General features: G+C 61.4%; 23 protein-coding genes. 9 read left to right on the top strand and 14 right to left on the bottom strand.

Going from position 1 to position 24,652, the window contains the following annotated elements; genetic code table 11:
• The first annotated feature begins 213 nt into the window (after window positions 1-213).
• Window positions 214-1,035 (top strand): DUF2189 domain-containing protein, encoded by an 822-nt coding sequence (locus JNB71_RS01900; protein WP_220370151.1) that lies wholly within the window; start codon window positions 214-216, stop codon window positions 1,033-1,035.
• 56 nt (window positions 1,036-1,091) lie between these two features.
• Here the strand turns inward: JNB71_RS01900 and JNB71_RS01895 are convergent, their stop codons facing one another.
• The 7 genes from JNB71_RS01895 to JNB71_RS01865 all read right to left on the bottom strand — a co-directional run bounded on the left by JNB71_RS01895 (window position 1,092) and on the right by JNB71_RS01865 (window position 7,056).
• A complete protein-coding gene (locus JNB71_RS01895; protein ID WP_220370150.1) occupies window positions 1,092-1,391 on the bottom strand; it encodes a PilZ domain-containing protein in 300 nt (99 codons plus the stop codon).
• Window positions 1,392-1,547: 156 nt separating this feature from the next.
• Complete coding sequence (purB, locus tag JNB71_RS01890) at window positions 1,548-2,849, bottom strand: adenylosuccinate lyase (protein WP_220370149.1); 1,302 nt, start codon at window positions 2,847-2,849, stop codon at window positions 1,548-1,550.
• Between the two features lie 62 nt (window positions 2,850-2,911).
• Window positions 2,912-3,421, bottom strand: coding sequence for a hypothetical protein (locus tag JNB71_RS01885; RefSeq protein WP_220371118.1), 510 nt, complete (start codon window positions 3,419-3,421; stop codon window positions 2,912-2,914).
• Window positions 3,422-3,462: 41 nt separating this feature from the next.
• Window positions 3,463-4,200: a DUF2259 domain-containing protein gene (locus tag JNB71_RS01880; RefSeq protein ID WP_220370148.1), complete on the bottom strand. Its 738-nt coding sequence runs from the start codon at window positions 4,198-4,200 to the stop codon at window positions 3,463-3,465.
• Window positions 4,197-4,874 (bottom strand): ribulose-phosphate 3-epimerase, encoded by a 678-nt coding sequence (gene rpe, locus JNB71_RS01875; RefSeq protein WP_220370147.1) that lies wholly within the window; start codon window positions 4,872-4,874, stop codon window positions 4,197-4,199. Before rpe ends, JNB71_RS01880 begins: the two co-directional genes overlap by 4 nt.
• Window positions 4,875-4,954: 80 nt before the next feature.
• A complete protein-coding gene (locus JNB71_RS01870; RefSeq protein WP_220370146.1) occupies window positions 4,955-5,971 on the bottom strand; it encodes a P1 family peptidase in 1,017 nt (338 codons plus the stop codon).
• A complete protein-coding gene (locus tag JNB71_RS01865) occupies window positions 5,968-7,056 on the bottom strand; it encodes a branched-chain amino acid ABC transporter substrate-binding protein (RefSeq protein ID WP_220370145.1) in 1,089 nt (362 codons plus the stop codon). The genes JNB71_RS01870 and JNB71_RS01865 overlap by 4 nt, the downstream gene beginning before the upstream one ends.
• A 227-nt stretch (window positions 7,057-7,283) precedes the next feature.
• Between JNB71_RS01865 and JNB71_RS01860 the strand changes: the two genes are divergently transcribed.
• Both JNB71_RS01860 and JNB71_RS01855 read left to right on the top strand, forming a co-directional pair.
• On the top strand, window positions 7,284-7,733 hold the full coding sequence (locus JNB71_RS01860) for a flavin reductase family protein (RefSeq protein ID WP_223215768.1): 450 nt from the start codon (window positions 7,284-7,286) through the stop codon (window positions 7,731-7,733).
• A 45-nt stretch (window positions 7,734-7,778) separates the two neighbouring features.
• On the top strand, window positions 7,779-8,096 hold the full coding sequence (locus tag JNB71_RS01855; protein WP_220370143.1) for a TfoX/Sxy family protein: 318 nt from the start codon (window positions 7,779-7,781) through the stop codon (window positions 8,094-8,096).
• Here JNB71_RS01855 and JNB71_RS01850 read toward each other — a convergent pair.
• From JNB71_RS01850 to JNB71_RS01830, 5 genes are all read right to left on the bottom strand, one after another.
• On the bottom strand, window positions 8,086-8,508 hold the full coding sequence (locus JNB71_RS01850; protein WP_220370142.1) for an NUDIX domain-containing protein: 423 nt from the start codon (window positions 8,506-8,508) through the stop codon (window positions 8,086-8,088). The genes JNB71_RS01855 and JNB71_RS01850 overlap by 11 nt on opposite strands.
• Window positions 8,509-8,524: 16 nt before the next feature.
• A complete protein-coding gene (locus JNB71_RS01845; protein WP_220370141.1) occupies window positions 8,525-10,048 on the bottom strand; it encodes a DEAD/DEAH box helicase in 1,524 nt (507 codons plus the stop codon).
• Between the two features lie 205 nt (window positions 10,049-10,253).
• Window positions 10,254-11,570 (bottom strand): M23 family metallopeptidase, encoded by a 1,317-nt coding sequence (locus JNB71_RS01840; RefSeq protein ID WP_220370140.1) that lies wholly within the window; start codon window positions 11,568-11,570, stop codon window positions 10,254-10,256.
• Window positions 11,571-11,667: 97 nt separating this feature from the next.
• Window positions 11,668-12,495 (bottom strand): ferritin-like domain-containing protein, encoded by an 828-nt coding sequence (locus JNB71_RS01835; RefSeq protein WP_220370139.1) that lies wholly within the window; start codon window positions 12,493-12,495, stop codon window positions 11,668-11,670.
• Entirely contained in the window at window positions 12,492-12,977 is a 486-nt protein-coding gene (locus JNB71_RS01830; RefSeq protein ID WP_220370138.1) for a peroxiredoxin, read from the bottom strand. The genes JNB71_RS01835 and JNB71_RS01830 overlap by 4 nt, the downstream gene beginning before the upstream one ends.
• Window positions 12,978-13,337: 360 nt before the next feature.
• Here JNB71_RS01830 and JNB71_RS01825 point away from each other — a divergent pair, with 360 nt between their 5' ends.
• Window positions 13,338-16,730: a DUF3971 domain-containing protein gene (locus JNB71_RS01825; RefSeq protein ID WP_220370137.1), complete on the top strand. Its 3,393-nt coding sequence runs from the start codon at window positions 13,338-13,340 to the stop codon at window positions 16,728-16,730.
• 54 nt (window positions 16,731-16,784) lie between these two features.
• On the opposite strand, the gene tyrS is transcribed toward JNB71_RS01825, so the two are convergent.
• Complete coding sequence (gene tyrS, locus JNB71_RS01820) at window positions 16,785-18,038, bottom strand: tyrosine--tRNA ligase (RefSeq protein WP_220370136.1); 1,254 nt, start codon at window positions 18,036-18,038, stop codon at window positions 16,785-16,787.
• Between the two features lie 134 nt (window positions 18,039-18,172).
• Here tyrS and JNB71_RS01815 point away from each other — a divergent pair, with 134 nt between their 5' ends.
• Together JNB71_RS01815 and JNB71_RS01810 are read left to right on the top strand one after the other, a co-directional pair.
• On the top strand, window positions 18,173-19,348 hold the full coding sequence (locus JNB71_RS01815; RefSeq protein WP_220370135.1) for an anhydro-N-acetylmuramic acid kinase: 1,176 nt from the start codon (window positions 18,173-18,175) through the stop codon (window positions 19,346-19,348).
• A 106-nt stretch (window positions 19,349-19,454) separates the two neighbouring features.
• Window positions 19,455-19,928, top strand: coding sequence for a nucleoside deaminase (locus tag JNB71_RS01810; RefSeq protein ID WP_220370134.1), 474 nt, complete (start codon window positions 19,455-19,457; stop codon window positions 19,926-19,928).
• A 197-nt stretch (window positions 19,929-20,125) separates the two neighbouring features.
• Here the strand turns inward: JNB71_RS01810 and JNB71_RS01805 are convergent, their stop codons facing one another.
• Entirely contained in the window at window positions 20,126-20,803 is a 678-nt protein-coding gene (locus JNB71_RS01805) for an alpha/beta hydrolase (RefSeq protein ID WP_220370133.1), read from the bottom strand.
• A 227-nt stretch (window positions 20,804-21,030) separates the two neighbouring features.
• Between JNB71_RS01805 and JNB71_RS01800 the strand changes: the two genes are divergently transcribed.
• The 3 genes from JNB71_RS01800 (at window position 21,031) to sufC (ending at window position 24,642) form a co-directional block, all read left to right on the top strand.
• Window positions 21,031-22,197 (top strand): cysteine desulfurase family protein, encoded by a 1,167-nt coding sequence (locus JNB71_RS01800; protein ID WP_220370132.1) that lies wholly within the window; start codon window positions 21,031-21,033, stop codon window positions 22,195-22,197.
• A gap of 144 nt (window positions 22,198-22,341) precedes the next feature.
• Window positions 22,342-23,811 (top strand): Fe-S cluster assembly protein SufB, encoded by a 1,470-nt coding sequence (gene sufB, locus JNB71_RS01795; RefSeq protein ID WP_220370131.1) that lies wholly within the window; start codon window positions 22,342-22,344, stop codon window positions 23,809-23,811.
• 75 nt (window positions 23,812-23,886) lie between these two features.
• Entirely contained in the window at window positions 23,887-24,642 is a 756-nt protein-coding gene (gene sufC, locus JNB71_RS01790) for a Fe-S cluster assembly ATPase SufC (protein WP_220370130.1), read from the top strand.
• The last annotated feature ends 10 nt before the right edge of the window (window positions 24,643-24,652 follow it).

The following is a 24,652-nucleotide window of genomic DNA, read 5'->3' as shown; positions in this document are numbered from 1 at the left end:
TTGTGCCCGAGGCCGGCGGAAGTCAAGTGAAAGAGACGCAGATCTGGTATATGCTCGCTGCACGGGATGATTGGTCACGACGTTCCGTGACGGCAAATGCCGCCAATATCGGGAGCATTGGATCAAGGTCAGCGAGGCCGAGATCCCCTCGAACGGAAATACTGATTGTTCTCGAATGACGTGACGACGCGTGTTCAAGGAGGAGAATTGGTCATGACAACATTCCATGTATTGGCAGGATCCAGCACCACTATCGAGCATCCGGTAGTTCGCAAGATCGGCGTAGCCGATGTCTTCGACGCGTTGCGTCTCGGCTGGCAGGACTTCAACGCCAAGCCGTCTCATTACGTCTTTCTCTGCCTGATTTACCCGATCGCAGGTGTCGTGCTTGCCACATGGAGTTCGGGCGCCAACATGCTGCCGATTCTCTATCCGCTGGCTTCGGGGTTTGCCCTGCTTGGCCCGGTGGCCGCCATCGGTCTCTATGAGATCAGCCGGCGGCGCGAAATGGGGATGAACACCTCTTGGCGGCACGCTTTCGACGTTCGCCGTTCGCCGGCCCTGCCATCGATCATCGCTCTGGCCTTCATGTTGTTCGTGCTGTTCATCGCCTGGCTGCTCGTTGCCCAGTCACTGTATGTGCAGATGTTCGGCGATGTGCCGCCGGCATCGATTTCCGCCTTCGCCAACCAGGTTTTCGGAACGGAACAGGGGTGGAACCTCATCCTGGTCGGCAACGCCGTCGGCTTCGTCTTTGCCGTGATCGTGCTGTCGACCGTCGTCGTATCGTTCCCGCTGCTACTCGACAGGGATGTCGGCGCCGTGGCAGCGGTCGAGACGTCGGTGCGGGCAACGCTGACCAATCCGGTTCCCGTTGCCGTGTGGGGGCTGATTGTAGCGGGAGGCCTCGTCGTCGGCTCGATCCCGGTCTTCGTCGGTCTTGCCGTCATCATGCCGATCCTTGGACATGCGACGTGGCATCTCTATCGCAAACTGGTGGTTGCGCCGGAGACCAAACAGGGCGCAGCGATCTGAAAAACCGAAGGTTGCCGCCCGGACGGCGGCACCTTCGGTCTGATGATTGCATCCGGCTAGCGGAAATACTTGAAATAGGAGGAAATCTGCGCCGCGGTTTTTGACGACGGGTCGAGGCGAATGCCGATCTTGTCGCCGCGATACCATTGCACGACGCCGGTGAGATGGCCGAATTCGTTGCTTTCGATCGAGACCTCCTGACCGGTCTTGGCATTGATGTCGAAATAGAGCTGGAAACAAATTCCGGCTGCCGAAAGGTCTTTGACGATCCCGCGGCTCGATCCTCCCTTGCACGTCACGGTGCCGGTGAATGCGGTTGTCGTGCGCGCCACCTTGCGCTCGATCGTCTGCGGCATGCCCCATCGCCTCCTGATAGTTTGCCCGTTTGCCGCAGCCTCGCACACAAGACTGACGAAAGGCTTGAGAAAACCGTTCAATATGGAGCGATGTGGGCCGAAACCGGACACTCTTCGAGGATGGAAAGGGGAGCCTGTCCGGCTCCCCTGACGGTGTCAACCGAAAACGCGATTGAAGATCGTATCGACGTGCTTCGTGTGATAGCCAAGGTCGAATTTCTCGCGGATATCCGCTTCCGGCAGGAAGGCCCGGACTTCGCTGTCGGCAAGCAACTCTTCAAGGAAATCCTTGCCCTGTTCCCAGACCTTCATGGCATTGCGCTGAACGAGGCGATAGGCATCCTCGCGTGAAGCGCCGGCCTGCGTCAGCGCCAGCAGGACGCGCTGGGAGTGAACAAGCCCGCGGAACTTGTTCATGTTCTTCATCATGTTGTCGGGATAGACGAGCAGCTTGTCGATGACGCCCGTCAGGCGCGCGAGTGCAAAGTCGAGCGTTACCGTGGCGTCCGGACCGATCATGCGCTCGACGGAGGAGTGGGAAATATCGCGCTCGTGCCACAAGGCGACGTTTTCCATGGCCGGCAGGGCGAAGGCGCGCACCATGCGCGACAGGCCGGTGAGGTTCTCCGTCAGCACCGGGTTACGCTTGTGCGGCATGGCCGACGAACCCTTCTGGCCCGGCGAGAAATACTCCTCGGCTTCCAGTACCTCGGTGCGTTGCAGGTGACGGATTTCCGTTGCCAGACGCTCGATGCTCGACGCAATGACGCCGAGAGTGGCGAAATACATCGCGTGACGATCGCGCGGGATGACCTGGGTCGACACCGGTTCGACCGCCAGCCCCATGGCCCTGGCGACGTGTTCCTCGACGCGCGGATCGATATTGGCGAAGGTGCCGACGGCGCCGGAAATGGCGCAAGTGGCGATTTCCTCACGGGCGGCTATTAAACGCTTCTTGCAGCGCTCGAACTCGGCGTAGGCGAGTGCCAGCTTTATGCCGAAGGTGGTCGGTTCGGCGTGGATGCCGTGCGAACGGCCGATCGTCACCGTGTCCTTGTGTTCGAAGGCCCGGCGCTTCAGTGCTTCCAGCAGTTTGTCGAGGTCGGCGAGCAAGAGGTCGCTGGCCTTGACGAGCTGCACGTTGAAGCAGGTGTCGAGCACATCGGAAGAGGTCATGCCCTGATGCACGAAACGCGCATCCGGACCGACGATCTCGGCAAGATGCGTGAGGAACGCAATGACGTCGTGCTTCGTAATGGCTTCGATTTCGTCGATGCGCTCGACGTCGAAGGTCGCCGCGCCACCCCGTTCCCAAATGGTCTTTGCCGCTTCCTTCGGGATCACGCCAAGCTCGGCGAGCGCGTCGCAGGCGTGCGCCTCAATTTCGAACCAGATGCGGAATTTGGTTTCCGGCGACCAGATGGCCACCATTTCCGGCCGGGAGTAACGGGGGATCATGGGCTTTCAGCTTTCGTCAAAGGTGGAGTTGGCTGAGCCTCTAGCAAAGATGGCAGCCAATCTCAACGCTGCTGATCAGGCATCTTGCGCGCCAGCCAGAAACTGGCGGCTGCCAGGACGACAAATCCGACCGGCAGATAGAGGCGAATGCCCATGACGATGAACTGATAGACGGCGCCGGCTGAGGTGAAACCGAACTGATAAAACCAGGTCAACGTACCGGCAGGGGCGTGCCAGCGGGCGTAGAAGCTACGGTAATCCAAGGCAAACAGGAAAGCCGTTGCAGCGATTGTGCAGAGGCTCAAGCAGAGAAAGAAGGCGGCAAAGCGCGTTTCGCTGGCGCGGCCCTGCGCACAGAAGCGGCCAAGAACGAGGGCGAAAGGCCAGGCGATCAGCCCGCCGAGGAAGAACAGCAGGAGAATGCTGTAGAAATGTGAGGTTTCGGCACCGTTGCGCAGATAGAGCGCTGCAAGCGCCGAAAGCGCCATCATCGCACCCCAGATCGGTGCGCCAAGGAGAATGTCCCGCGTGGCCGGAAGAGCTGCCAGAAACCTCCGGCCCGTGCGCCGCATCAAGCTTGGATAATGTTTTGCCCGGGAGACCTGAACTCGATTCATGGCGCCGCAGGCACCGGAACGGCGATCCAACGACCGTCGCTTCCCTCGAAACCGAAGCTCAATACCTGTACCAGAACGATATGGACGGGATCCCGGCCGGCCGGGTGGTGGATTACGACGCCGCCGATCCGGTAACCGGTCGGGCATCCGCGGCTCTCGGGGACGGCAGGATCGGTATGAAGGACGCGATCCGACGTCTGGCCATCTTCTGTTTCGAAGGCAAGGCCGAAGCCGAGCGATTGCGGCGTCACATCCTTGCAGCGCGCAGATGGCTGCAGCGCGATTTCCTTCAGCGTCAGCGTGAAGATGCCACCAACCGGCGGCTTGACGGCATATTGCCGATAGGCGAGCCGATGGGCCGGCGCTTCGGTCTCGGTGATGGGATTGAAGGCCGCAATCAAGCCCGGATTGGCTGTCATGTCGTGGCGAGCAACGAGAGCCGCCGCTTTCGCCTGCGTCTGCGCGCGAACGTTGGCAAGACCGGATTGCTCGTCGTCGATCCGCAGGCGGATCGGCGTGCCCGGCAGGAACGTATCCTTCCGCGTGTCGATGAAGAAGATGTTGGAGTAGGGAAAGCCGGAGCCGTCCTGGACGCCATATTCCTCAAAGGCGAAAACGCTGCCATCCGGTGAAAAGCCGACGGCCTGGAACGAGGCGATATCGCCGGCGCAGGCCACCTCGGCCATTAAGGCCGAGGCAAAAACCGCAGCAGCGATCCCGCCTGTGAATTTCACCCGCGTGCTCCCTCGGCATTGGCGCGCAGAGCGTCGATGGTTTTGCGATAGGCGTCAACATGGCCACCGCTGAAGACCGCCGAGCCTGCCACGAAGACGTTGGCGCCGGCCGATGCGGGAAAAGCGATCGTGTCGACGGTGATGCCGCCATCGACCTGGAGATCGATCGGACGATCGCCGATCATCGCCCGGATGCGGCGGATCTTTTCTTCCATCGGCGCAATGAACTTCTGGCCGCCGAAGCCCGGATTGACGGTCATCACCAGAATGAGGTCGAGCTTGTCGAGCAGGTAGTCGAGAACGCTTTCGGACGTTGCCGGATTGATCGAAACGCCGGCCTTCTTGCCGAGCGCCTTGATCGCCTGCAGCGAGCGATCGAGATGCGGGCCCGCCTCTGCATGCACGGTGATGCTGTCGCAGCCAGCCTTGGCAAAGGCCTCGAGATAGGGGTCGGCTGGCGCGATCATCAGGTGGCAGTCGAAATAGGCGTCGGTGTGCGGACGAAGCGACTTGATGATGTCCGGGCCGAAGGAAATGTTCGGCACGAAATGTCCGTCCATGATGTCGAGATGGATCCAATCGGCGCCGGCGGCGACGACATCGCGCACTTCCTGCCCGAGCTTGGCATAGTCGGCGGCGAGAATTGACGGGGCGATCCGGATAGGCAGGGGCATGATGCTGGGCTCCAAAACTGTTTTGCGGCCAATAACACTGCTCATCACTGCAAACAATGTTAGCGAACGCCGCCTCGACGTTATCTTGCGCTATCCCTGGTCGACCAGGCTGGCAGGAGATCGTTCTCGGCAGGGGTCGCATCGTGGACGCCACGCGCGATCGCGCGGGCCATGGTCGACGCCGCAGCGGCGCCGAGATCGACGAAGTCCTGCACGGAAACGGCCTTTCCGCTCGTGCCCGTTGCCAGCGCGAATACGAGATCGCCGTCGAGCGGCGTGTGCGATGGCCAGAGCGCCCGCGAAAAACCGTCATGGGCTGATATCGCCAGCCTCTTCGCTTCCGCCTTCGTCAGGAGCGCATCGGTGGCGATGACGGCGATGGTGGTGTTTTGCGTTTCGCGCTGCCCGGTGCGGAACTTGATGCGCAGGTCGCGGGCATCCTGCGGGAAGGGCTGCGGCATCCCGAGCCCGCCGAATTCCTCGCCTTCTTCGAACGGGGCCGCCCAGAAATGCGGGGTATCGCCGATGGTTGCGGAGCCGAGCGCGTTGACGGCAACCAGCGCGCCGATGGTGATGCCGTTGTCCATCACCGTCGAGGCAGTGCCGAGGCCGCCCTTGAAGCTCGCGGTAAGCGCGCCGGTGCCCGCTCCCGCAGTGCCCGTCATGAAATCGTCAGATGCCGCCTGCACCGCCTGGTAACCGAGTTCGCGATAGGGCGGATACCGGCCCCAGTCCTTGTCGCCGCCGTTGATCAGGTCGAACAGGATGGCGGCGGGAACGATGGGAATACGCACGGGGCCGACGGCGAAGCCGCGTCCCATTTCGCGCAAGCCCGCCTGAACGCCCGATGCCGCGTCGAGACCGAAAGCCGAGCCGCCGGCCAGGACCACCGCATCGACCGTCTCTACCGTGTTGTGCGGATCAAGCAGATCCGTCTCGCGCGTGCCGGGGGCACCGCCGAGCACCTGCACGGCGGCGACGGCTGGCTGATCGCAGACGATAACCGAAACGCCGGATTTCAGACGATGATCCTCGGCATTGCCGACCCTGAGGCCCTCGACATCGGCAATCGAATTTTTCGGGCCGGTGCGCATCATTCGATTCCCGTGGCGGTCGGAGCGGGGACGAAACGTCCGTCCCGCCACTCGAGAAGCCGGAAGGGATTGTCCGCCAGTTCATGGCCTGCGTTGAAGCGGATCGGGCCGATCGCCGTCGGATAGGGTCCCTTGAGAAGTGCCTCGATGAGCGGCGTGTCATCCTTGCCAGCCTGGTCCTTCACTTGCTCCAGAAGGGTGACGGCGGAAAATGCCGGCAAGACATAGCCTTCGGGAATAAGCTTGGCCGCCGTCATCGCGTCGCTTGCGACCTTCGCCTCCGGCAGGGCCGCGTAATCCGGCAATGCTACCGCCAGTACGCCGTTTGCCAGCGCGACATGCTGATCGGCTGCATTCAGGGCTTCACCACCCATCAGCGTCAGCGCAACCTGTTCGGAGGCGGCATCGCGGGCGATGATGGCCGTGTCAGCCCGATCGCCGCCGGTGAATACATGTGTCGCGCCGCTCTTTGCCAATCGCCGCACCAGGCTGACCTGCTGCTCCTGCGCCGGTCGGTAGGTATCGGAAAACACCGGCGTTAGTCCGACTTCGGCCAGTGCCACACGCACGCTCTCCACCAGCTCGCGCCCATGGATCGTCCCGTCCTCGATCAGCGCCAGCGGCTGGTTCTTCCAGCGCGACAGTATGATCTCGGTGACCTTGGTTGCTTCCATCCGGGCGCTGGGCACGAGACGGAAGAGCGGCCACTTCTTTTTCAGTGCGTCCTCCATCAGGACGTCGGACCGCACGCTCAGCGTCAATGCAGGAATACCGGCCTCGGCGAGCGCGGGGAGCGTTGCCTCGAGGCTTTCCGTGCACAGAAACCCGATCGCGGCTTCAGCGCCGCTGGCAAGCAGGGCCTTCCTGAGATTTTCCGCGTCGCTCGGTTCACAGGTTTCCGGGATCGAGATGATCTCCGACCCGCGATCATCCGCCTGGAAACGCGCGCCGTCGAGCATCTGCTTTCCGAGCAGCGCGAACGGTCCTTCAACCGGCGCGACGACCGCGATCTTCACGCCCGCCGCCGTCGCTGGAGCGGCCTGCACCGATCCGGCAATGAGGAGGCTTGCGACAATCGAACGGAACATGTGTTTTTCCAGGTGGATAATGCGCATGTTTTAAAGATGTGGCCGAAGGCGTCAAAGGAAAAGATCGAGACCTTCGCCGCCTGAACGGCAATTGCCGCGCGGAACCAAGAAAAATCGGCCGATGGCTTTCATATTTTGTCGCAGCGTCTATGTGTTAAAACGAACCCGATCTGGAGACTGCCGTGTTGGACAAGACCCAACTGGACCCCTTGACCTACCGCGATGCCATGAGCCGGCTGGCCGGCCACGTTCATATCGTGACTGCAGCGCATGAAGGCGAACGCCGCGGCGTGACGATCACTGCGGCATGCTCTGTGTCGGACAAGCCCGCGACCCTGCTTGTCTGCCTCAATGGGGCAAACCCGAGAAATGATATCTTCGCGCGCAGCGGCAGCTTTGCCCTCAATCTGCTCGGCGCCGACCAGATGGATCTCGCCGAGGTCTTTTCCGGCCGCAATAATATCGCTCCTGCCGCACGATTTGAACATGGCACATGGGATGAATTGAAAACCGGCTCGCCTATTCTTCGCGAGGCCGTCGCCGCCTTCGATTGCCGGTTGATCGACGTCAAGACGGTCGCTACGCATATCGTGCTGTTCGGTGAGGTCGTGGCCGTCACCCTCGGCGTACAAAAACCGGCACTCGTCTACCTCGATCGGGATTATCGCACGCTGTAGACGCCCTTTGGAGCCCGGGTAAACTGGCTGAAAGGCTGACGAAAAATGGACAATGCGGCAATCGAGGAGATGTTCGCAGCGCTTGGCCCGGTAACCGTCAAGCGCATGTTTGGCGGCAAGGGCATCTATTTCGAGGGTCGTATCCTGGCGCTGGAGGTGGATGGTGACATCCTGCTCAAGGCCGATGCCGAAAGCGCACCGGATTTCGAGGCTGCCGGTTGTTCACAATGGGCTTATGACGGCAAGGGAAAGCCGGTGAAAATGCCTTACTGGTCGGTTCCGGACGAAGCGTTCGATGATCCGCCCGTGATGGCCCGCTGGGTGCGGCTCGCCTATGAAGCCGCCTTGCGGGCTAAGAAGTAGCCATCGACTTCAGCGCCCTGACTGCGTCCTGCGCGAACACCGACAGCGGCTGCGGCAGGTCGTCGAGCGCATACCAACCGATTTCGGAGAGCTTGTCCGGCTCCATCAGCCGCGGCTCACCGGAGAAATCCTCAGTGACGTAGATCAGTGAGACCCAGTGCTGGCGGTCGGCTTCGACACGTTGTTCGCTGAGGCAGAGAAAACGCGCGGAATGGATCGAAAGGCCGCTTTCTTCTTCAGCTTCGCGGCGCGCGGCCTCTGCGGCCGATTCCATGTGATCCACCTTGCCGCCGACAATGCTCCAGTGGCCGGCTTCCGGTGCCTTCAGACGCTTGCAAAGCAAAAGCTTGCCGTCATTCAAGACGGCAAGCCCTGATCCCACACCGGGGAAATCGATGCCTGGATTCGCCATGCGACTGCCTGGATGATCAGGCTTTGCCGGCGATCAGCATGAAGGCGGGAATGTCATCGCCGAAGCCGATCGGGGTCGGACCGTCGTCGTGATCGCGGCGGTAGCGGTTGCGGCGGTCGCGATTGTCGTCGTTGGCCGGGTGCGGCTGCGGCGCAGGGCGGTTGCTGTGGCGGCCGGCATTCTGCGGTTTCGTGTCTGCCTTGCGTTCTGGTCTCACAGATTCTGCCTTTGCTGTAACCGGTTCCTGATCCGTCGATATGTCGTCTGATTTGATGTCCGATTTATGACTGGACACCGGACGGGGAGCGTGGTCACGGTCCCGGTCGTTGCGGCGGCCGCCGCGTTTGCCGTCTCGTCCGCCGCGCTCGGACCGGCCACTGTCGTGGCTTTCCATCGGGGCGGGCAGGGCGGAAAGGTCGCCATTCAGCCATTCGATCTTCTTGTCGATCAGTTTTTCGATGGCGTCCGCGAATTTCGTGTCACGCTTGGAAACCAGCGTGAAGGCGGCTCCGGAACGGCCGGCACGGCCGGTGCGGCCGATACGGTGGACATAATCTTCCGCGTGGATCGGCACATCGAAGTTGAACACGTGGCTCACATCCGGAATGTCGAGGCCGCGCGCGGCCACATCGGAGGCGACGAGCAGCTGGATGTTGCCGTCCTTGAAACTTGCGAGCATCTTCGTGCGTGAACTCTGGTCCATATCGCCGTGCAGTGCGCCGACCGAGAAGCCGTGGCGGCTCAGCGACCGGAAGAGGTCGGCCACGTCGAGCTTGCGGTTGCAGAAGATGATGGCGTTCTTCAGTTCTTCCTGCTTCTGGATCAGGTCACGCAGAACGGCGCGCTTCTCATAATCCTTGCTGTGGGTCGCAACAAAGCGCTGTGTCACGGTCGTTGCCGTCGAGGAGCGGACGGAGACCTCGACACGTTCCGGATTCTGCAGGAAGCGGTCGGCGAGCTTCTGGATTTCCGGCGGCATGGTGGCCGAGAAGAACAGCGTCTGACGGGTAAACGGGATCAGCTTGGCGATGCGCTCGATATCCGGGATGAAGCCCATGTCGAGCATGCGGTCGGCTTCGTCGATGACGAGAATTTCAACGCCGGTCATCAAAAGCTTGCCGCGCTCGCAGTGGTCGAGCAGGCGGCCGGGCGTGCAGATCAAAACGTCGGCGCCGCGTTCCAGCTTGCGGTCCTGCTCATCGAAGGAGACGCCGCCGATCAAAAGGGCGATGTTGAGCTTGTGGTTCTTGCCGTATTTTTCGAAGTTCTCGGCAACCTGGGCTGCGAGCTCGCGTGTCGGCTCAAGGATCAGCGTGCGCGGCATACGGGCCCTGGCGCGGCCCTTTTCGAGCAGCGTCAGCATCGGCAGCACGAACGATGCCGTCTTGCCGGTGCCGGTCTGGGCAATGCCGAGGATATCGCGCCGCTGCAAGGCTGGCGGAATGGCACCGGCCTGGATCGGCGTAGGAATCGTGTAGCCCGCGTCGGTAACTGCGGAAAGAACTTTTTGGCTCAGGCCAAGGTCTGAAAAAGTGGTCAAAGGGAAATCTGTTTCCGTTCCGGTTCGGTCGAACTCTGGTGACTCGGCAAATGCTTTCGTTGCCGTCGCTGGGGCTCATAGTCCCATAGGCAGACAAAGTCAAGAAAACCGGCGGTTTGCCCTGCAACAGGGTGAATAAACGGCCTGCCGTCGGCAGGATGGCTCCGGCATGCCTCTCAAGGGCACCTTGGCAAGACGGTATTTGTCAGTTGATATAGCGGCTGAGCCTGATCCCGGCATTCAGAAAGCGCATCGGATCGACAGCCTCGCCGTTCAGGCGGACCTCGTAATGCAGATGCGGCCCGGTCGAGCGACCGGTGCTGCCGGAGCGGCCGATCGCTTCGCCCGTCGAAATCGTGTCGCCGACATTGACGAGAATGGTCAATAGATGCGCATAGCGCGTCGTGATGCCGTTGCCGTGGTCGATCTCGACCATGTTGCCGTAGCCGCCGTTCTTGCCGGCCGTGATGACGGTGCCGGGCGCGGGCGCGACGATTCGCGTTCCGCTCGGCGCGCGAAAATCTATCCCGGCATGCAGGGCCAGCCGCCCGAGGAAAGGGTCGAGGCGATTGCCGAACCGGCTGGTGACGTCGCTCGCAGGGGAGGGATTGTTGAACGGCAGTTTCCTGGCCTGGTTGCGGACATGTTCGAGCCGGGCAAGCGCGGTGTCGAGCGCGACCAGGGAATTGTCGAAGGCTTCGGCGGTTTCCGGCTCGACGAACGGCCCCCCGACCGCCGCTTCGTCTTCCACCGTGCTTGCGGCCGCCGTCTGCGGTTCGTCGTCGACAACCTTGATACCCGTGCGGGCGACGATGTTGACGATGGCGTCTGTGGCCTGGGAAGCGCCGGCCGTCAGGCTTTGGATGCGATGCTTCTGGTCCTGCTCTATGTCCTTGAGCGAGAGGGTGACCTTCGAGAACAGCCGGTCGGCCCGATCGGATATGGTCTCCTGTCCTTTGGACGCGGATTGCGGGGCATAGGCGAGCGCCATTGGCTGTTGCGTCTGACGGCCGCCGATCCCCATCAGCCGCTCGATCGCCTTGATGCCGCCGCTTGCATCGGCACGCTTGTCATGGGCCTGTGGAGCCGTGACCTCCTGGTCCTCGTCCTGCGCGATGCCGGACTCCTCCGCCCGATCGAGAAGCGTGCCGAGCTTGCCGTGCCGGGATGTCAGCGCCATCTGCTGCTCGAGCAGTTTTTCGACCTTGTCCTCGACGATCTGCTGGTCGAGAAGCTGGCGGCTCGTCACCCGGTCGACCTGGGCGCGCAGAGCCGCGATCCGGTCCTCATATTCGTGCTGCATGCGCGCCTGGCGCGCCATGGTTCCGCCGATCAGGTCGTCACGCAGGACGAGATACGACGTTGCGGCAAGGTAGCCGATCGAAAACACCGAGACGAAGCAGATCGACAGCGCCGCCATCCAGGGCTGGAAGGTCATGTGGCGAACCTTGTCACCGCTTGCGACGATGATGATGTGCTTTTGTGCGCGCTTGCCGAAAACCCGGCTTTCCCTAGACACCAACTCACCCCCGCCGCGTGCGATTCTGCGCGTTTTGATGCGGTTGATTAGACACTGTTAAGGTTAATAAAGCCTTTGCCGAGCCAACGCCGGCGTGGCGTCAGGTGTTCACCGAGGCCGTCATCGAACGGTAGAATGACGGCGTCAGACCGGCCTCCGCCCGCGCTATGTCGTTGAACGGTGCCTTCAGCGGCCCACGGAAATTGGCCCGCACGAGCGCCTGAAATGCCGCGGCCGGGTCCTTCTTCTGGCGGGCGCAGAGAAAGCGAAACCATTTGGCGCCAACGGCGACATTGCCCTTTTCGTCTTCGTAGATGACATCGAGCACCGCCGCACTTTCCAGGTCGCCGGCTTCGCGCATCTTCGCCTGCAGGGCAGGCGTCACGTCGAGGCCGCGCGCCTCGAGAATGAGCGGCACGACAGCGAGACGTGCCGTGAGGTCGTTGCGGGTGTCATGGGCCGCCTGCCAGAGACCGTCATGGGCGGGCAGGTCGCCATAGTCCGCGCCGAGCTGCCGCAACCGGTCTCGGACCAGGCGAAAATGCTTGGCTTCCTCGAAGGCTACCCGCATCCAGCCGTCAAAGAACGAATTCGGCACCGGCTCACCGGCAAACCGGGCAACGATGTCGAGCGCGAGATCGACGGCATTGAGTTCGATATGGGCAATGGCGTGGAGCAGGGCGACCCGTCCCTTCTGCGTTGTCAGTGCCCGCTTCGGCACCTGTCTCGGCGGTATGAGATCCGGTTTTAGAGGGCGGCCCGGACGATCCGGGACCTGGGTATCGAGCGGCGACCGCAAGGACAGGCTGCGCGCATTCCAGCGGCGCGCGACTTCTTGCGTCAGAAGTGTCTTCACGTCGAGGTCGGCGGCGCAGATGGCGCGCGCCGCTCCGTCGCGCAGGCTCCGAATCGCCGGCAGTTCCGTCATTTTCCGCCACTTTCCGCAAGGCTTTTCACGGCGGCCAGCACCTCTTCGGCATGCCCCGGAACCTTCACCTTTCCCCAGACCCGCCGGACGATGCCGTTTGCGTCGATCAGCACGGTGGTCCGCTCGACGCCCATGTATTTCCTGCCATACATGCTTTTCTCGACCCAGACACCATAGGCGTTCAGGACTGACTTTTCCTCATCGGCAGCCAGAATGACGGAAAGATCGTATTTCTTCGCGAACTTGTCGTGCTTCTTGACCGAATCGGGCGACATGCCGATCACCACGGCGCCCGCGGCTGCGAAATCGCCCGCAAGCGCAGTGAAGGCGATGGATTCCGCTGTGCAGCCGCTGGTGTCGTCCTTCGGATAGAAGAACAGGACAACGGATTTCCCCCTGAATTGCGCCAGCGAGACGGTGCCGCCGCCATCACGGGGAAGCGTAAATTCCGGTGCCGATGCACCTTCTTCCAAATTCGCCATGGATAATCCTTTTTTCTGCGCCATGAGCTGCGTCGGTTATCGCAAGAGGCTTATCGAATCCGACCCCGCCGCGTCCAGCGCCGTGTGGAACGCGCAATCCGATCGGAGAGCGAGATGCCTGGCGGCAGACAGCGTTTGCCCTGCCGTTCTTCTTTAACTACTGTGAAACGGACATAAATGCCTCAGGGCGACGCAGTGCCTGGTGGCATTCCCGGACGGATGTCCGAATGAAATCAGCCACGAGAATGTGCGCAAGATGCTTGTGGCAGAGTCTTGCTGCCTGGCGTCGCGGGGCATTGCAACGGACTGGAAAAAGCGAGCGAATGAACTTTTTGACTATCCTGGGAGGCCGCCTCCCTGATGAGTGAAATCCGCGGCGAAAGGGTATCGTTTCGCAAGGAAGACATCGTCGCTTTGCATAACCTGCCATCGGCGCAGGCGTATGACCCGTGCATCCTGCATGCGCCGCGCAAGCGCGGCATTACACAACTGGTGTTGACGACAATCACCGTCGTGACAGCAATTGCCTTTCTTGTCGGGGCAGTGCTACTAGCGACGATCGAAGGCGGGTTGCTGGACGGACCGCTCAACGCGCGGGCTCAGACGGCACTGAACGCGGCGATCGGCGACGGCTATCATGCCGAGGTCGGCAGCACGGTGTTGCGCTTGACGTCGAATGGCGGCCTCGCGCTCAAGGCGCAGGATGTCGCCCTCGTCGAAAATGCCTCCAACAAACGGCTGGTGACCACCAATTCCGTCTTTATCGAGATCGATCCGATGGCGCTTTTAAGCGGGCGGGTTGCCGTGTCGAGGCTGGAGGCAGAGGGAGCGACGCTTGATGCCTCCTTGCTGCCGCAGGGTAAACCGATCGATCTCACGACGATACGTGTTGCCGATGTCGCCAGCGGACTGGAATTCGTTTTCAACCAGATGGACGGCATCGCGCAGTTGATCAGTCGCAGCAATACCGAATCCGTCAGGATCGCGGACCTGCAACTGTCTTTCTTAGGGCCACGCAACCGCGTCGTTCCGGTGGTCGTGGATGCCGTTGATTTCAAGCGCAGCAATGACGGCTCGATGCAGATCGACGGGGCCTTCTTTGTGGCTGGTGAAGCCGCTGAACTGCACCTGCGCGCCAGCCGGCAGGGCGATCGCATTGCGCATCTTGATGGCGCAGCGACCGGACTGCCGCTTTCGGCGCTTCTTCACCGGGATGAGACTGCAACGGAACCCGCCTTCGGCATCAGAAGTGGAGCCGATCTGAGCATCACCGCTACGCGCGCTGCCGATGGTGCGCCGCCTGCGCTGGAACTGAGAGCCCGGACTGGCGCGGGGGCGTTCTACGCTGGCGCATTCACCTCAGAGCTGAAGCAATCCGAGCTGAACGTCACCTACGACTTCGGCCGGGGCAGGATCGAAATTCTGCCTTCCATCGTACGGGTTGGTCGCTCGGCCTTTCCTTTTACCGGTGCGATCGCCGATCTCGACCACACCGCGCCGGCCGGCAAGAAGGGCTTTTTGCTGGATATTCTGCTGCAGTCTGCCAGTTCCGCGCCTGTCGATGTCGATGAACCGCCGCTGATCTTCGACGCCAAGGCGCAGGGCCGCTTTCTGTCGGAGAGCCATGAACTGATCTTCGACGAACTTGCGGTATCGAGCAGGCTTGGCGCCGCGGCCGGTTCGCTTGCCATGACCTTCGGCGAAATGTCGCCGCAGGTCAGCTTTGCGCTTGTCACGGACAAGTTGCAGTCGGCCGCGGTGAAGCAGCTTTGGCCGTGGTGGGTCGGAAAGAACGCTCGTCGTTGGGTCGTCAACAATGTCTATGGCGGAACCGTCACCAATGGCAGGATCGAAGTCTTCCTGCCGATGGGACGCGTTACCCGGACCGTCGGACCGATCGATCTGAACGGCGATGAACTCAACGTTCGCTTCGACATCGCGGACGCCCGCGTGAATATCACGGGCGACATCCCTCCGTTACGCGACGCGGCCGGAGCATTCACGCTGAAGGGCGAGCATCTCGACGTGCAGATCGAGCGGGGAACCGCCTATTTCCCATCCGGCCGCTCGGTCTCCCTGAAGGGCGGCAATTTCGTCATCCCGAACACCTATGAAAAGCCGCTGATCGCCGAAATGAAGGTGGACGTCGGCGGGCAGGCGGATGCGATCGCCGAACTCGTCAGCTACCGGCCCATCTCCGCCCTCCAGCGAACGCCGTTCAAGCCAGAGGACTTTGCAGGTAACATGACGGCGCAGGTCGGCGCACGATTTGGGCTTGTGCGAGCACAAAATCCACCCGAGCCGCAATGGCAGGCGCAGATGCTGCTCGACGGCGTAACGGTCAACAAGCCGATATCCGGGCGTGCGATCTCCAACATCCAGGGTACGCTGAGAATCGATCCGCAACAGGCTGTGCTGGAGGCGAAAGCCGACATCGATGGCGGGCCGATGGACATCTCGCTTGTCGAACCTGTCGGCGCTGGCGGTACCGTGGCGAGAAAACGCGAAATTTCAGGGACGCTTCGGGAAGGGATGCTCGCCAAGCTCGCCCCCGGCCTCACGCAGATCATCAGCGGACCGGTGTCGCTCGACATCCTGATCGACGAAAACGATCGCCACACGGTTTCGGCCGACTTCGGCAACGCGTCGATTTCGCTGCCCTGGATCGGCTGGTCGAAGGGACCGGGAATTGCCGCCAAGGCGACGTTTTCCGCTTCGACCATCGACAGCGTCACGCAGATCGACGACCTGAAGCTGGACGGCGGTAGTTTTGGCGCCGATGGCAGGCTGGTGATCGATAAATCGGGTCTGGTCTCCGGCCAGTTTTCGTCGGTGCGGCTGGCCCAGGACGACAATTACGCAGTGAGCGTCAAGCGCCAGAAGAATGGCTTTGCAATCAACGTCAGCGGCAACGCCGCCGATATCCGACCGGTCATCGAACGTCTGCGCACCTCTTCCGGCAACGACACGATGGATTCCACGCGGATCTCCTTGGAGGCAAACCTGCAGCGGGTGATCGGATTCCATTCCGAAACCCTGTCGAACCTCGATCTGAAATACGTCGCACGGGGCAAGCAGATCGACGCGCTCAATCTCTCCGCGGTTACCGATAGCGGCCAAGCGGTCGTGGCCAGGCTCACGCAAATCGGTCCGGACAATATCTTGGAACTGACCAGCGGCGATGCCGGATCGCTGGCCCGGTTCGCAAATATCTACGGCAATATGCGCGGCGGCCTGTTGAACGTGAAGCTGCGCGACAGGGGCGCCAGTTCCTGGCGTGGGATTGTCGATATCCGCAAGTTTTCGCTGGTCAACGAAGCCCGGTTGCAATCGATCGTTTCGACGCCGACCGGCGCTGACGGCCGAAGTCTGAACCAGGCAGTGAAGAGGGACATCGACGTCAGTTCGGCGCGTTTCGAGCGGGGTTTCGCAAATGTCATGCTCGACGGCGGGATAATCGCGGTCGACGGCGGGGTTGTGCGTGGCAATGATGTCGGCGCCACCTTCCAGGGGACGGTGCGCGACAAGAACGGCAACATGGACATGACCGGCACGTTCATGCCGGCTTACGGACTGAACCGGCTGTTTGGCGAACTGCCGCTGATCGGCGTGCTCCTCGGCAATGGCCGCGACCGCGGCCTGCTCGGGATCACCTTCAAGCTGACGGGACCGTTCGTAAAGCCGAACCTGACGATCAACCCATTGTCGATCATCGCGCCCGGGGTATTCCGCAGCATCTTCGAGTTTCAATAAAAAACCGGCGGGGTCGCCGCCGGTTTCGCAGTGGTCGCACGACGTTGCCGCCGATCAGGCGGGCCGGACGAGAATGTGCTTCTTCTTGCCAAGCGACAGCTTGATGACGTTTTCGGCGGTGATCTCGCCTGTGCCGATCACCTGCCGGTCGTCGCTGATCACCTTGTCGTTGACGCGGACTGCGCCGTCTTTCAGGAACTGCCGCACCTTGCCGTTGGATTCCGCCAGGCCGGCCCGGACGAACAGAGTGAGAACGCCGACGCCGGCCTCGAGCTCTGCCGCCGGCACGTCGATCGACGGCAGGTTTTCGGCAAGCGCGCCTTCCTCGAAGGTCTTGCGCGCGGTTTCGGCGGCTTCCTCGGCGGCAGCGCGGCCATGCAGCATCGCCGTGATCTCCGTCGCAAGGATCTTCTTGACCTCGTTGATTTCCGCGCCGCCAAGCTGCGACAGGCGGGCGATCTCGCTCATCGGCAGCGTCGTGTAGAGCTTGAGGAAGCGCGACACGTCGGCATCCTCCGTGTTGCGCCAGTATTGCCAGAAGTCGTAGGCCGACAGCATATCCGGGTTGAGCCAGATCGCGCCGTTGACCGACTTGCCCATCTTGGCACCGGAAGAGGTGGTAAGCAGCGGCGAGGTCAGCGCGTAGAGCTGCGGCGTGCCCATGCGGTGGCCAAGGTCGAGACCGTTGACGATGTTGCCCCACTGGTCGGAGCCACCCATCTGCAAGCGGCAGCCGGTACGCTTGTAGAGCTCGACGAAGTCGTAGGCCTGCAGGATCATGTAGTTGAATTCCAGGAAGGACAGCGACTGTTCGCGGTCGAGCCTCGTTTTGACGCTGTCGAAGGCAAGCATGCGGTTGACCGAGAAATGACGGCCGACATCGCGCAGGAATTCGAGATAGTTGATGCCGAGCAACCAGTCGGCATTGTTGATCATCAGGGCATCCCTCGGCCCTTCGCCGTAGGTCAGGTAGTTGGAGAACACCGACTTGATGCTGGCGATGTTGGCGGCAATCGTTTCGGGCGTCATCAGCTGGCGTGCCTCGTCCTTGAAGGACGGGTCGCCGACCATGCCGGTGCCGCCGCCCATCAGCGAGATCGGCCGGTGGCCGGTCGCCTGCAGCCAGTGCAGCATCATGATCTGGATGAGACCGCCGGCATGCAGGCTGGGTGCTGTCGGATCGAACCCGATATAGGCCGTCACGATCTCCTTGTTGAACAGCGCATCCAGCCCGGCGTCATCGGACGTCTGGTGGATGAAACCGCGTTCCTGGAGGGTGTGAAGGAAATCGGACTTGAACTCGGACATGACCTGTCTCTTTCGGTGGGCTGTTTGGATTAACGCTTGTTGGATATGTGCGGGGCGTTTAGCACTGTTTGTTGAAAAGTGCACCTGTCTGCGTCGGGAATGTTTAAGCCACGGCCTGCGAGTTTGGAACGCTGATGACCAAGACCATAAGAACGGCCATCGGCCTGATGAGCGGCACGAGCATGGATGGCATCGACATCGCGCTCCTTCGCACCGATGGCCAAAACGTCGTCGAACGCGGACCATCCATGGGCATAGCGTATGATCCGTCTTTCCGCGACCGACTGAAGCGGGCCCTGGTTGCAGCACGGGATTTGACCGACAGGACCGCGCGGCCAGGCGACCTTAGTGCGGTAGAGCGAACCCTGACGCTACGGCATGCCGTTGCCGTAAGCGATTTTCTGTATCGGCATGATCTGTCGCCTGGCGAGATCGATGTGATCGGCTTTCACGGGCAGACCGTTCTCCATCGTCCGGATGAGGCGCTCACCGTGCAGCTTGGCGACGGCGCACTTCTTGCAAAGACGACCGGCATCCCGGTCGTCTTCGACATGCGCGCCAATGACATGGTCCACGGCGGCCAGGGCGCGCCGCTCATCCCCGTCTACCACGCCGCACTCGCTGCAAGCGCCGGCCAGGCCTTGCCGACGGTATTCGTCAATATCGGCGGCATCTCCAATCTCACCTTCATCGGCAGGAACGGAGAGATCGTGGCCTATGACAGCGGGCCGGGAAATACGCTGATCGATCAGTGGGTGGAGATGCATACGGGCGCCGCTTACGACCAGGATGGGGAAATCGCCAGCACCGGAAAGGTGTTGCCGAGCCTCGCCGATCGCTATCTCGGCAGTTCCTTCTTTTCCTCCAACCAGCGCCGATCGCTGGATCGCAATGATTTCCTGCCGCCGCAGAAGGGGGAGGCCGGGCTGGCGGACGGTGCGCGCACGCTTGCCCATGTCACGGCCGCAGCCATTCTGAAATCGGCAAAGCATCTTCCCGAACCACCAGCGCTCTATATCGTCTGCGGCGGCGGGCGGTTGAACCGTGTCATCATGCAGGATCTCCTGGACCTTGCCCGGGTAGAGAACGCGAGGGTCATCGCTGCGGAGGAGGCCGGTTTCGACGGGGACGCCATGGAAGCGGAAGCCTGGGCCTATCTCGCTGTTCGCTCTTTGCTGAACTTGCCGCTGACCTTTCCAGGCACGACGGGCGTCGCCGCTGCGGTCACCGGCGGCGTCCTCAGCATGCCCGAAAATCAGGGCTCTTGCGCCCCGCCTAACGTTTTCCCTTGCCGGAAACCGCCAGGCTGAGGACTGATTGCTCGATGCAGATCACCGATCTTGAATCTGATTTGCAGCCCTTGGAAATCGCTTCGATCCGAGGGAAGATCATCCCGCTCTAACTCTTGGGGGTCTCATGGAAAAGCACGAGCCGTTTCTGCGCGAGGCGATTGCGCTCTCGAAATCCGCGATGGCCAACGGCGACGAACCGTTTGGTTCAGTACTGGTGAAGGACGGCGAAGTCATCCTGCGCGCCGAAAACAGCGTCTTCACCGGCCGCGACATGACAAATCACGCCGAGATGAACCTCATTAAACTGGCGGCACAGCATTACGACCCGTCTTTTCTCGCTGACTGCACGCTCTACGCAAGCACTGAACCATGCGCGATGTGCTCCGGGGCGATCTACTGGTCGGGCATTGGGCGCGTGGTGTTTGCGTGCTCCGAAACGCGGCTCGGCGAGATTGCCGGGATCGGGTTGAATGTGCCGAGCCGGGCAGTGTTGGAGAGCGGCGCGCGTGCCGTCACTGTGGTTGGCCCGACGAACCTGGAAGGCGAGGCCGCCGAAGTCCACCAGGAATTCTGGCCAAAGCATCTGGGCAAGGCTTAGACTCGGGGCTTATTGATCAGAGCCGGAAGAGACAGCGGCTGGGATGCAGATCGCCGAGAAGAAGGTGTGAGGGCGATATGCCAGTCCCTGAGCTTTGCGAACAGGCTCTCGATCTTGTGGCCGCGAACTGCGTCAGGCCCAGGCGTGACGATCATCAGCAAATGAAAAGGCCGGAAACGACCCGGCCTTTTGAGATCTCAGCGGATGCGCTTGGCCGCCGGCTCCGGCGTCAATTCGCCGTTCAGCCGCCGGTCGAGATAATCCTCGCATTCCGCCATCAGCGCATCGATCTGGCCGTTGAAGAAGTGGTTGGCGCCGGGCACGGTCCTGTGGGTGATCAGGATGCCCTTCTGCGCCTTCAGCTTGTCTACCAGGTTGTTGACGTCCTTTTCCGGCGCCACCTTGTCGAGATCGCCATTGATGATCAGGCCGGATGACGGGCAGGGCGCCAGGAACGAAAAGTCGTAGGTATTCGGCTGCGGCGCGATCGACATGAAGCCTTCGATCTCCGGCCGGCGCATCAGAAGCTGCATACCGATCCACGCCCCGAAGGAATAGCCGGCGACCCAACAGCTCTTCGAATCCGGGTGCATGCTCTGGACCCAGTCGAGTGCGGAAGCTGCATCGGACAGTTCGCCGGCGCCGTGGTCGAATTCGCCCTGGCTGCGGCCGATCGAACGGAAATTGAAGCGCAGTGTGGTGAAACCGCGCTTCTGGAACATGTAGAACAGCTGGTAGACGATCTGGTTGTTCATCGTCCCGCCGAATTGCGGATGCGGGTGCAGGACGATGGCGATCGGGGCGTTCTTCTGCTTGGACGGCTGGTAACGGCCTTCGAGGCGACCGGCCGGTCCGTTGAAGATGATTTCGGGCATTGGTTCTCCGGGCATGTTTATGGCACTAAAAAACGCGTTCCCGGGCTTCAGCAGTCTTGACGAAAGCAGTCAGCTTTTTTACAACGTAGTTTAGAACCATTCAAAACTTTGACACGGTCTTTCCGTGACGAGTGTCGTCTCTTACGGCAAGCGACGCGAAAATTTCAAGGAAAATGCACCGGCCGCTGCCTTTAACATGGCAACCGGTCATTCTTTGGCAAGGGAACATGAGGGAAGCGCGCATTTATATGGACTGGAATGCCACCGCGCCGCTTTTGCCGGCCGCGCGAGAGGCGTGCCTGTCTGCGCTCGACCTTGCCGGTAACCCGTCATCCGTCCATGGCGAAGGCCGCAAGATCCGCGCGCTGGTCGAGACTGCGCGGCGCGACGTGGCCGCACTGTGCGGCGCGCAGCCGGCCAGCGTGACGTTCACCAGCGGCGCGACCGAAGCGGCAAACTGGGTGCTGACGCCTGACTTCCGCATGGGCAAGACGCCGCTTTCGATCGGCCATCTCTATATGTCGGCCATCGAGCATCCCGCCATCCGCGAAGGCGGCCGTTTCAGCCGGAACGACATCAGCGAAATCGCCGTGACGCCCGCGGGCATGCTGGACCTGGCAGCGCTCGAGGCGGCACTTGCGGCACACGACCGCCAGACCGGCCTGCCGATGGTCGCCGTCATGCTCGCCAACAACGAAACCGGCATCGTCCAGCCGATCGAGGAGGTTTCGCATCTGGTCAAGGCGGCCGGCGGCATCCTGGTCGTCGATGCGGTTCAGGCCGCGGGCCGCATCGCGTTGTCGATCGAGAATCTTGGCGCCGACTTCCTGATCATTTCGTCGCACAAGCTCGGCGGACCAAAGGGCGCGGGTGCACTGATCGCACGAGGCGAAATCCTGATGCCTTCGGCGCTGATCCGTGGCGGCGGCCAGGAGAAGGGCCATCGCTCGGGGACGGAAAACCCTGCCGCCATCGCCGGTTTTGGGGCCGCAGTGCGCGCCGCGGTCGATGGGCTCGAGGGGCGAATGGCGGCCGTGTCGGCGTTACGCGATGATCTGGAAAGCGAAATGGTCGCCGCAGCGCCCGACGTCATCATCCATGGCAAAAGCGGGCCACGGCTCGGCAATACGACGTTCTTCACCTTGCCCGGCCTCAAGGCCGAGACGGGCCAGATCGCCTTCGATCTGGAAGGCGTCGCCTTGTCGGCAGGGTCGGCCTGTTCGTCCGGCAAGGTCGGCCAGAGCCATGTCCTGTCGGCCATGGGGCATGATCCGGGACAGGGCGCATTGCGGATATCGATCGGGTCGTCTACGACGCGGGCCGAAGTCGACCGGTGTGCCGAGGTCTTTGCAAAGGTCGCGGCGCGTCGCAGGCTCTCGGGTGCCGCCGCCTGAAAGCATTAAAATTGCGGAAATTCAATTTTCCGCTTGGCAAACGGGATGAAAATGGCCCCTTAGCCATTACATAAGCGGTGCGACGAAAATCGCATCGTACTGACAAGCTGCCGGACCTTGTATCCGGCGAGATTGGAGAACGACATGGCTGCCGTGCAGGAAACAATCGATCAGGTCGCCCTGATCGATGTGGACCAGTACAAATACGGGTTCGAAACGAAGATCGAGATGGACAAGGCGCCCAAGGGCCTGTCCGAAGAGATCATCCGCTTCATTTCGGCGAAGAAGCAGGAACCAGAATGGATGCTCGAATGGCGTCTTGGTGCCTATCGCCGTTGGCTGACGCTCGAGGAGCCGACCTGGGCGCGCGTCAATTACCCCAAGATCGACTTCAACGACATCTATTATTATGCCGCGCCGAAGAACCAGAGCGGACCGAAGTCGATCGACGAGGTCGACCCGGAAATTCTGAAGGTCTACGAGAAGCTCGGCATTCCGCTGCGCGAGCAGGAGATGCTGGCGGGCGTCGCGACGTCGAAGATCGCCGTCGATGCCGTGTTTGATTCCGTCTCGGTCGTGACCACCTTCAAGGAAGAGCTGAAGAAGGCCGGCGTGATCTTCATGTCGATCTCCGAAGCGATCCGCGAACATCCGGAACTCGTGCAGAAATATCTCGGCTCCGTCGTTCCGACGACCGACAACTATTATGCGACGCTGAATTCCGCCGTCTTTACCGATGGTTCCTTCGTCTTCGTGCCGAAGGGCGTTCGCTGCCCGATGGAGCTCTCGACCTATTTCCGCATCAACGAGAAGAACACCGGCCAGTTCGAGCGCACGCTGATCATTGCGGAAGAGGGCGCCTACGTCTCCTACCTCGAAGGCTGCACCGCGCCGCAGCGCGACGAAAACCAGCTGCATGCCGCGGTCGTCGAGCTGGTTGCGCTCGATGACGCCGAGATCAAGTATTCGACCGTCCAGAACTGGTATCCGGGCGACAAGGAAGGCAAGGGCGGTATCTACAACTTCGTGACGAAGCGTGGCGATTGCCGCGGCAAGAACTCGAAGATCTCGTGGACGCAGGTCGAGACCGGCTCAGCCATCACCTGGAAATACCCGTCCTGCATCCTGCGCGGCGATGGTTCGCGCGGCGAGTTTTATTCGATCGCCGTTTCGAACGGTCATCAGCAGATCGATAGCGGCACCAAGATGATCCATCTCGGCAAGAACACGTCGAGCCGCATCATCTCCAAGGGCATTGCCGCCGGGGTGTCGCAGAACACCTATCGCGGTCAGGTCTCGACGCACCGCAAGGCGGAAAATGCCCGCAACTTCACGCAGTGCGACAGTCTTCTGATCGGCGACAAGTGCGGTGCGCATACGGTGCCCTACATCGAGGCACGCAATGCCTCGGCCCAGTTCGAGCATGAGGCGACGACGTCGAAAATTTCCGAAGACCAGCTGTTTTACTGCCTGCAGCGCGGCATTCCGGAAGAGGCGGCGATCGCGCTGATCGTCAACGGCTTCGTCAAGGAAGTCATCCAGGAACTGCCGATGGAGTTCGCGGTCGAAGCGCAGAAGCTGATCGGGATCTCGCTGGAAGGCTCGGTGGGCTAAGCGGCTTCACACATTGAACCCGATGCGCGCAACGCTGCGCACGATGTCTATTCATTTCCCAAAGGGAAGATCGAAATGCTTGAAATCAAGAACCTCCATGCCCGCATCGCCGAAGACGGCACCGAGATTATCCGCGGCCTTGACCTGACCGTGAAGGCGGGCGAAGTCGCCGCGATCATGGGGCCGAACGGCTCCGGCAAGTCGACGCTGTCCTATATCCTGTCGGGCCGCGAAGACTATGAAGTCACCGAAGGCGACATCCTCTACAACGGCGAGAGCATTCTGGAACTCGACCCGTCCGAGCGCGCCGCCAAGGGGATTTTCCTTGCCTTCCAGTATCCGGTTGAAATTCCGGGCGTCGCAACGATGCAGTTCCTCAAGGTGGCGCTGAACGAGCAGCGCAAGTATCGCGGCGAGGAGGAGCTTTCGACGCCGGACTTCATCCGCCGCGTCAAGGAAGCCTCCGCCAGGCTGCAGATCAACCCCGACATGCTGAAGCGCCCCTTGAACGTCGGTTTCTCCGGCGGCGAGAAGAAGCGCGCGGAAATCCTGCAGATGGCCCTTCTTGAGCCGAAGCTCTGCGTGCTGGACGAAACCGACAGCGGCCTTGACATCGACGCCTTGAAGATCGTCGCCGACGGCGTCAACGCGTTGCGCTCGCCCGATCGCGCCGTCGTCGTCATCACGCACTACCAGCGCCTGCTCGAATACATCGTGCCGGACAGCGTTCATGTTCTCTACAAGGGCCAGATCATCAAGTCCGGCGACAAGTCGCTGGCGCTTGATCTCGAAGCCAACGGCTATGCCAACATCATCGACGCGGCGGCCTGAGGAGTGGTGG

This window comes from Rhizobium herbae (assembly GCF_019511375.1).
GTDB classification, from domain to species: domain Bacteria; phylum Pseudomonadota; class Alphaproteobacteria; order Rhizobiales; family Rhizobiaceae; genus Pararhizobium; species Pararhizobium herbae_A.
Note: the sequence above shows the minus strand (reverse complement) of the source record. Positions and strands in the feature narration are given on the sequence as shown.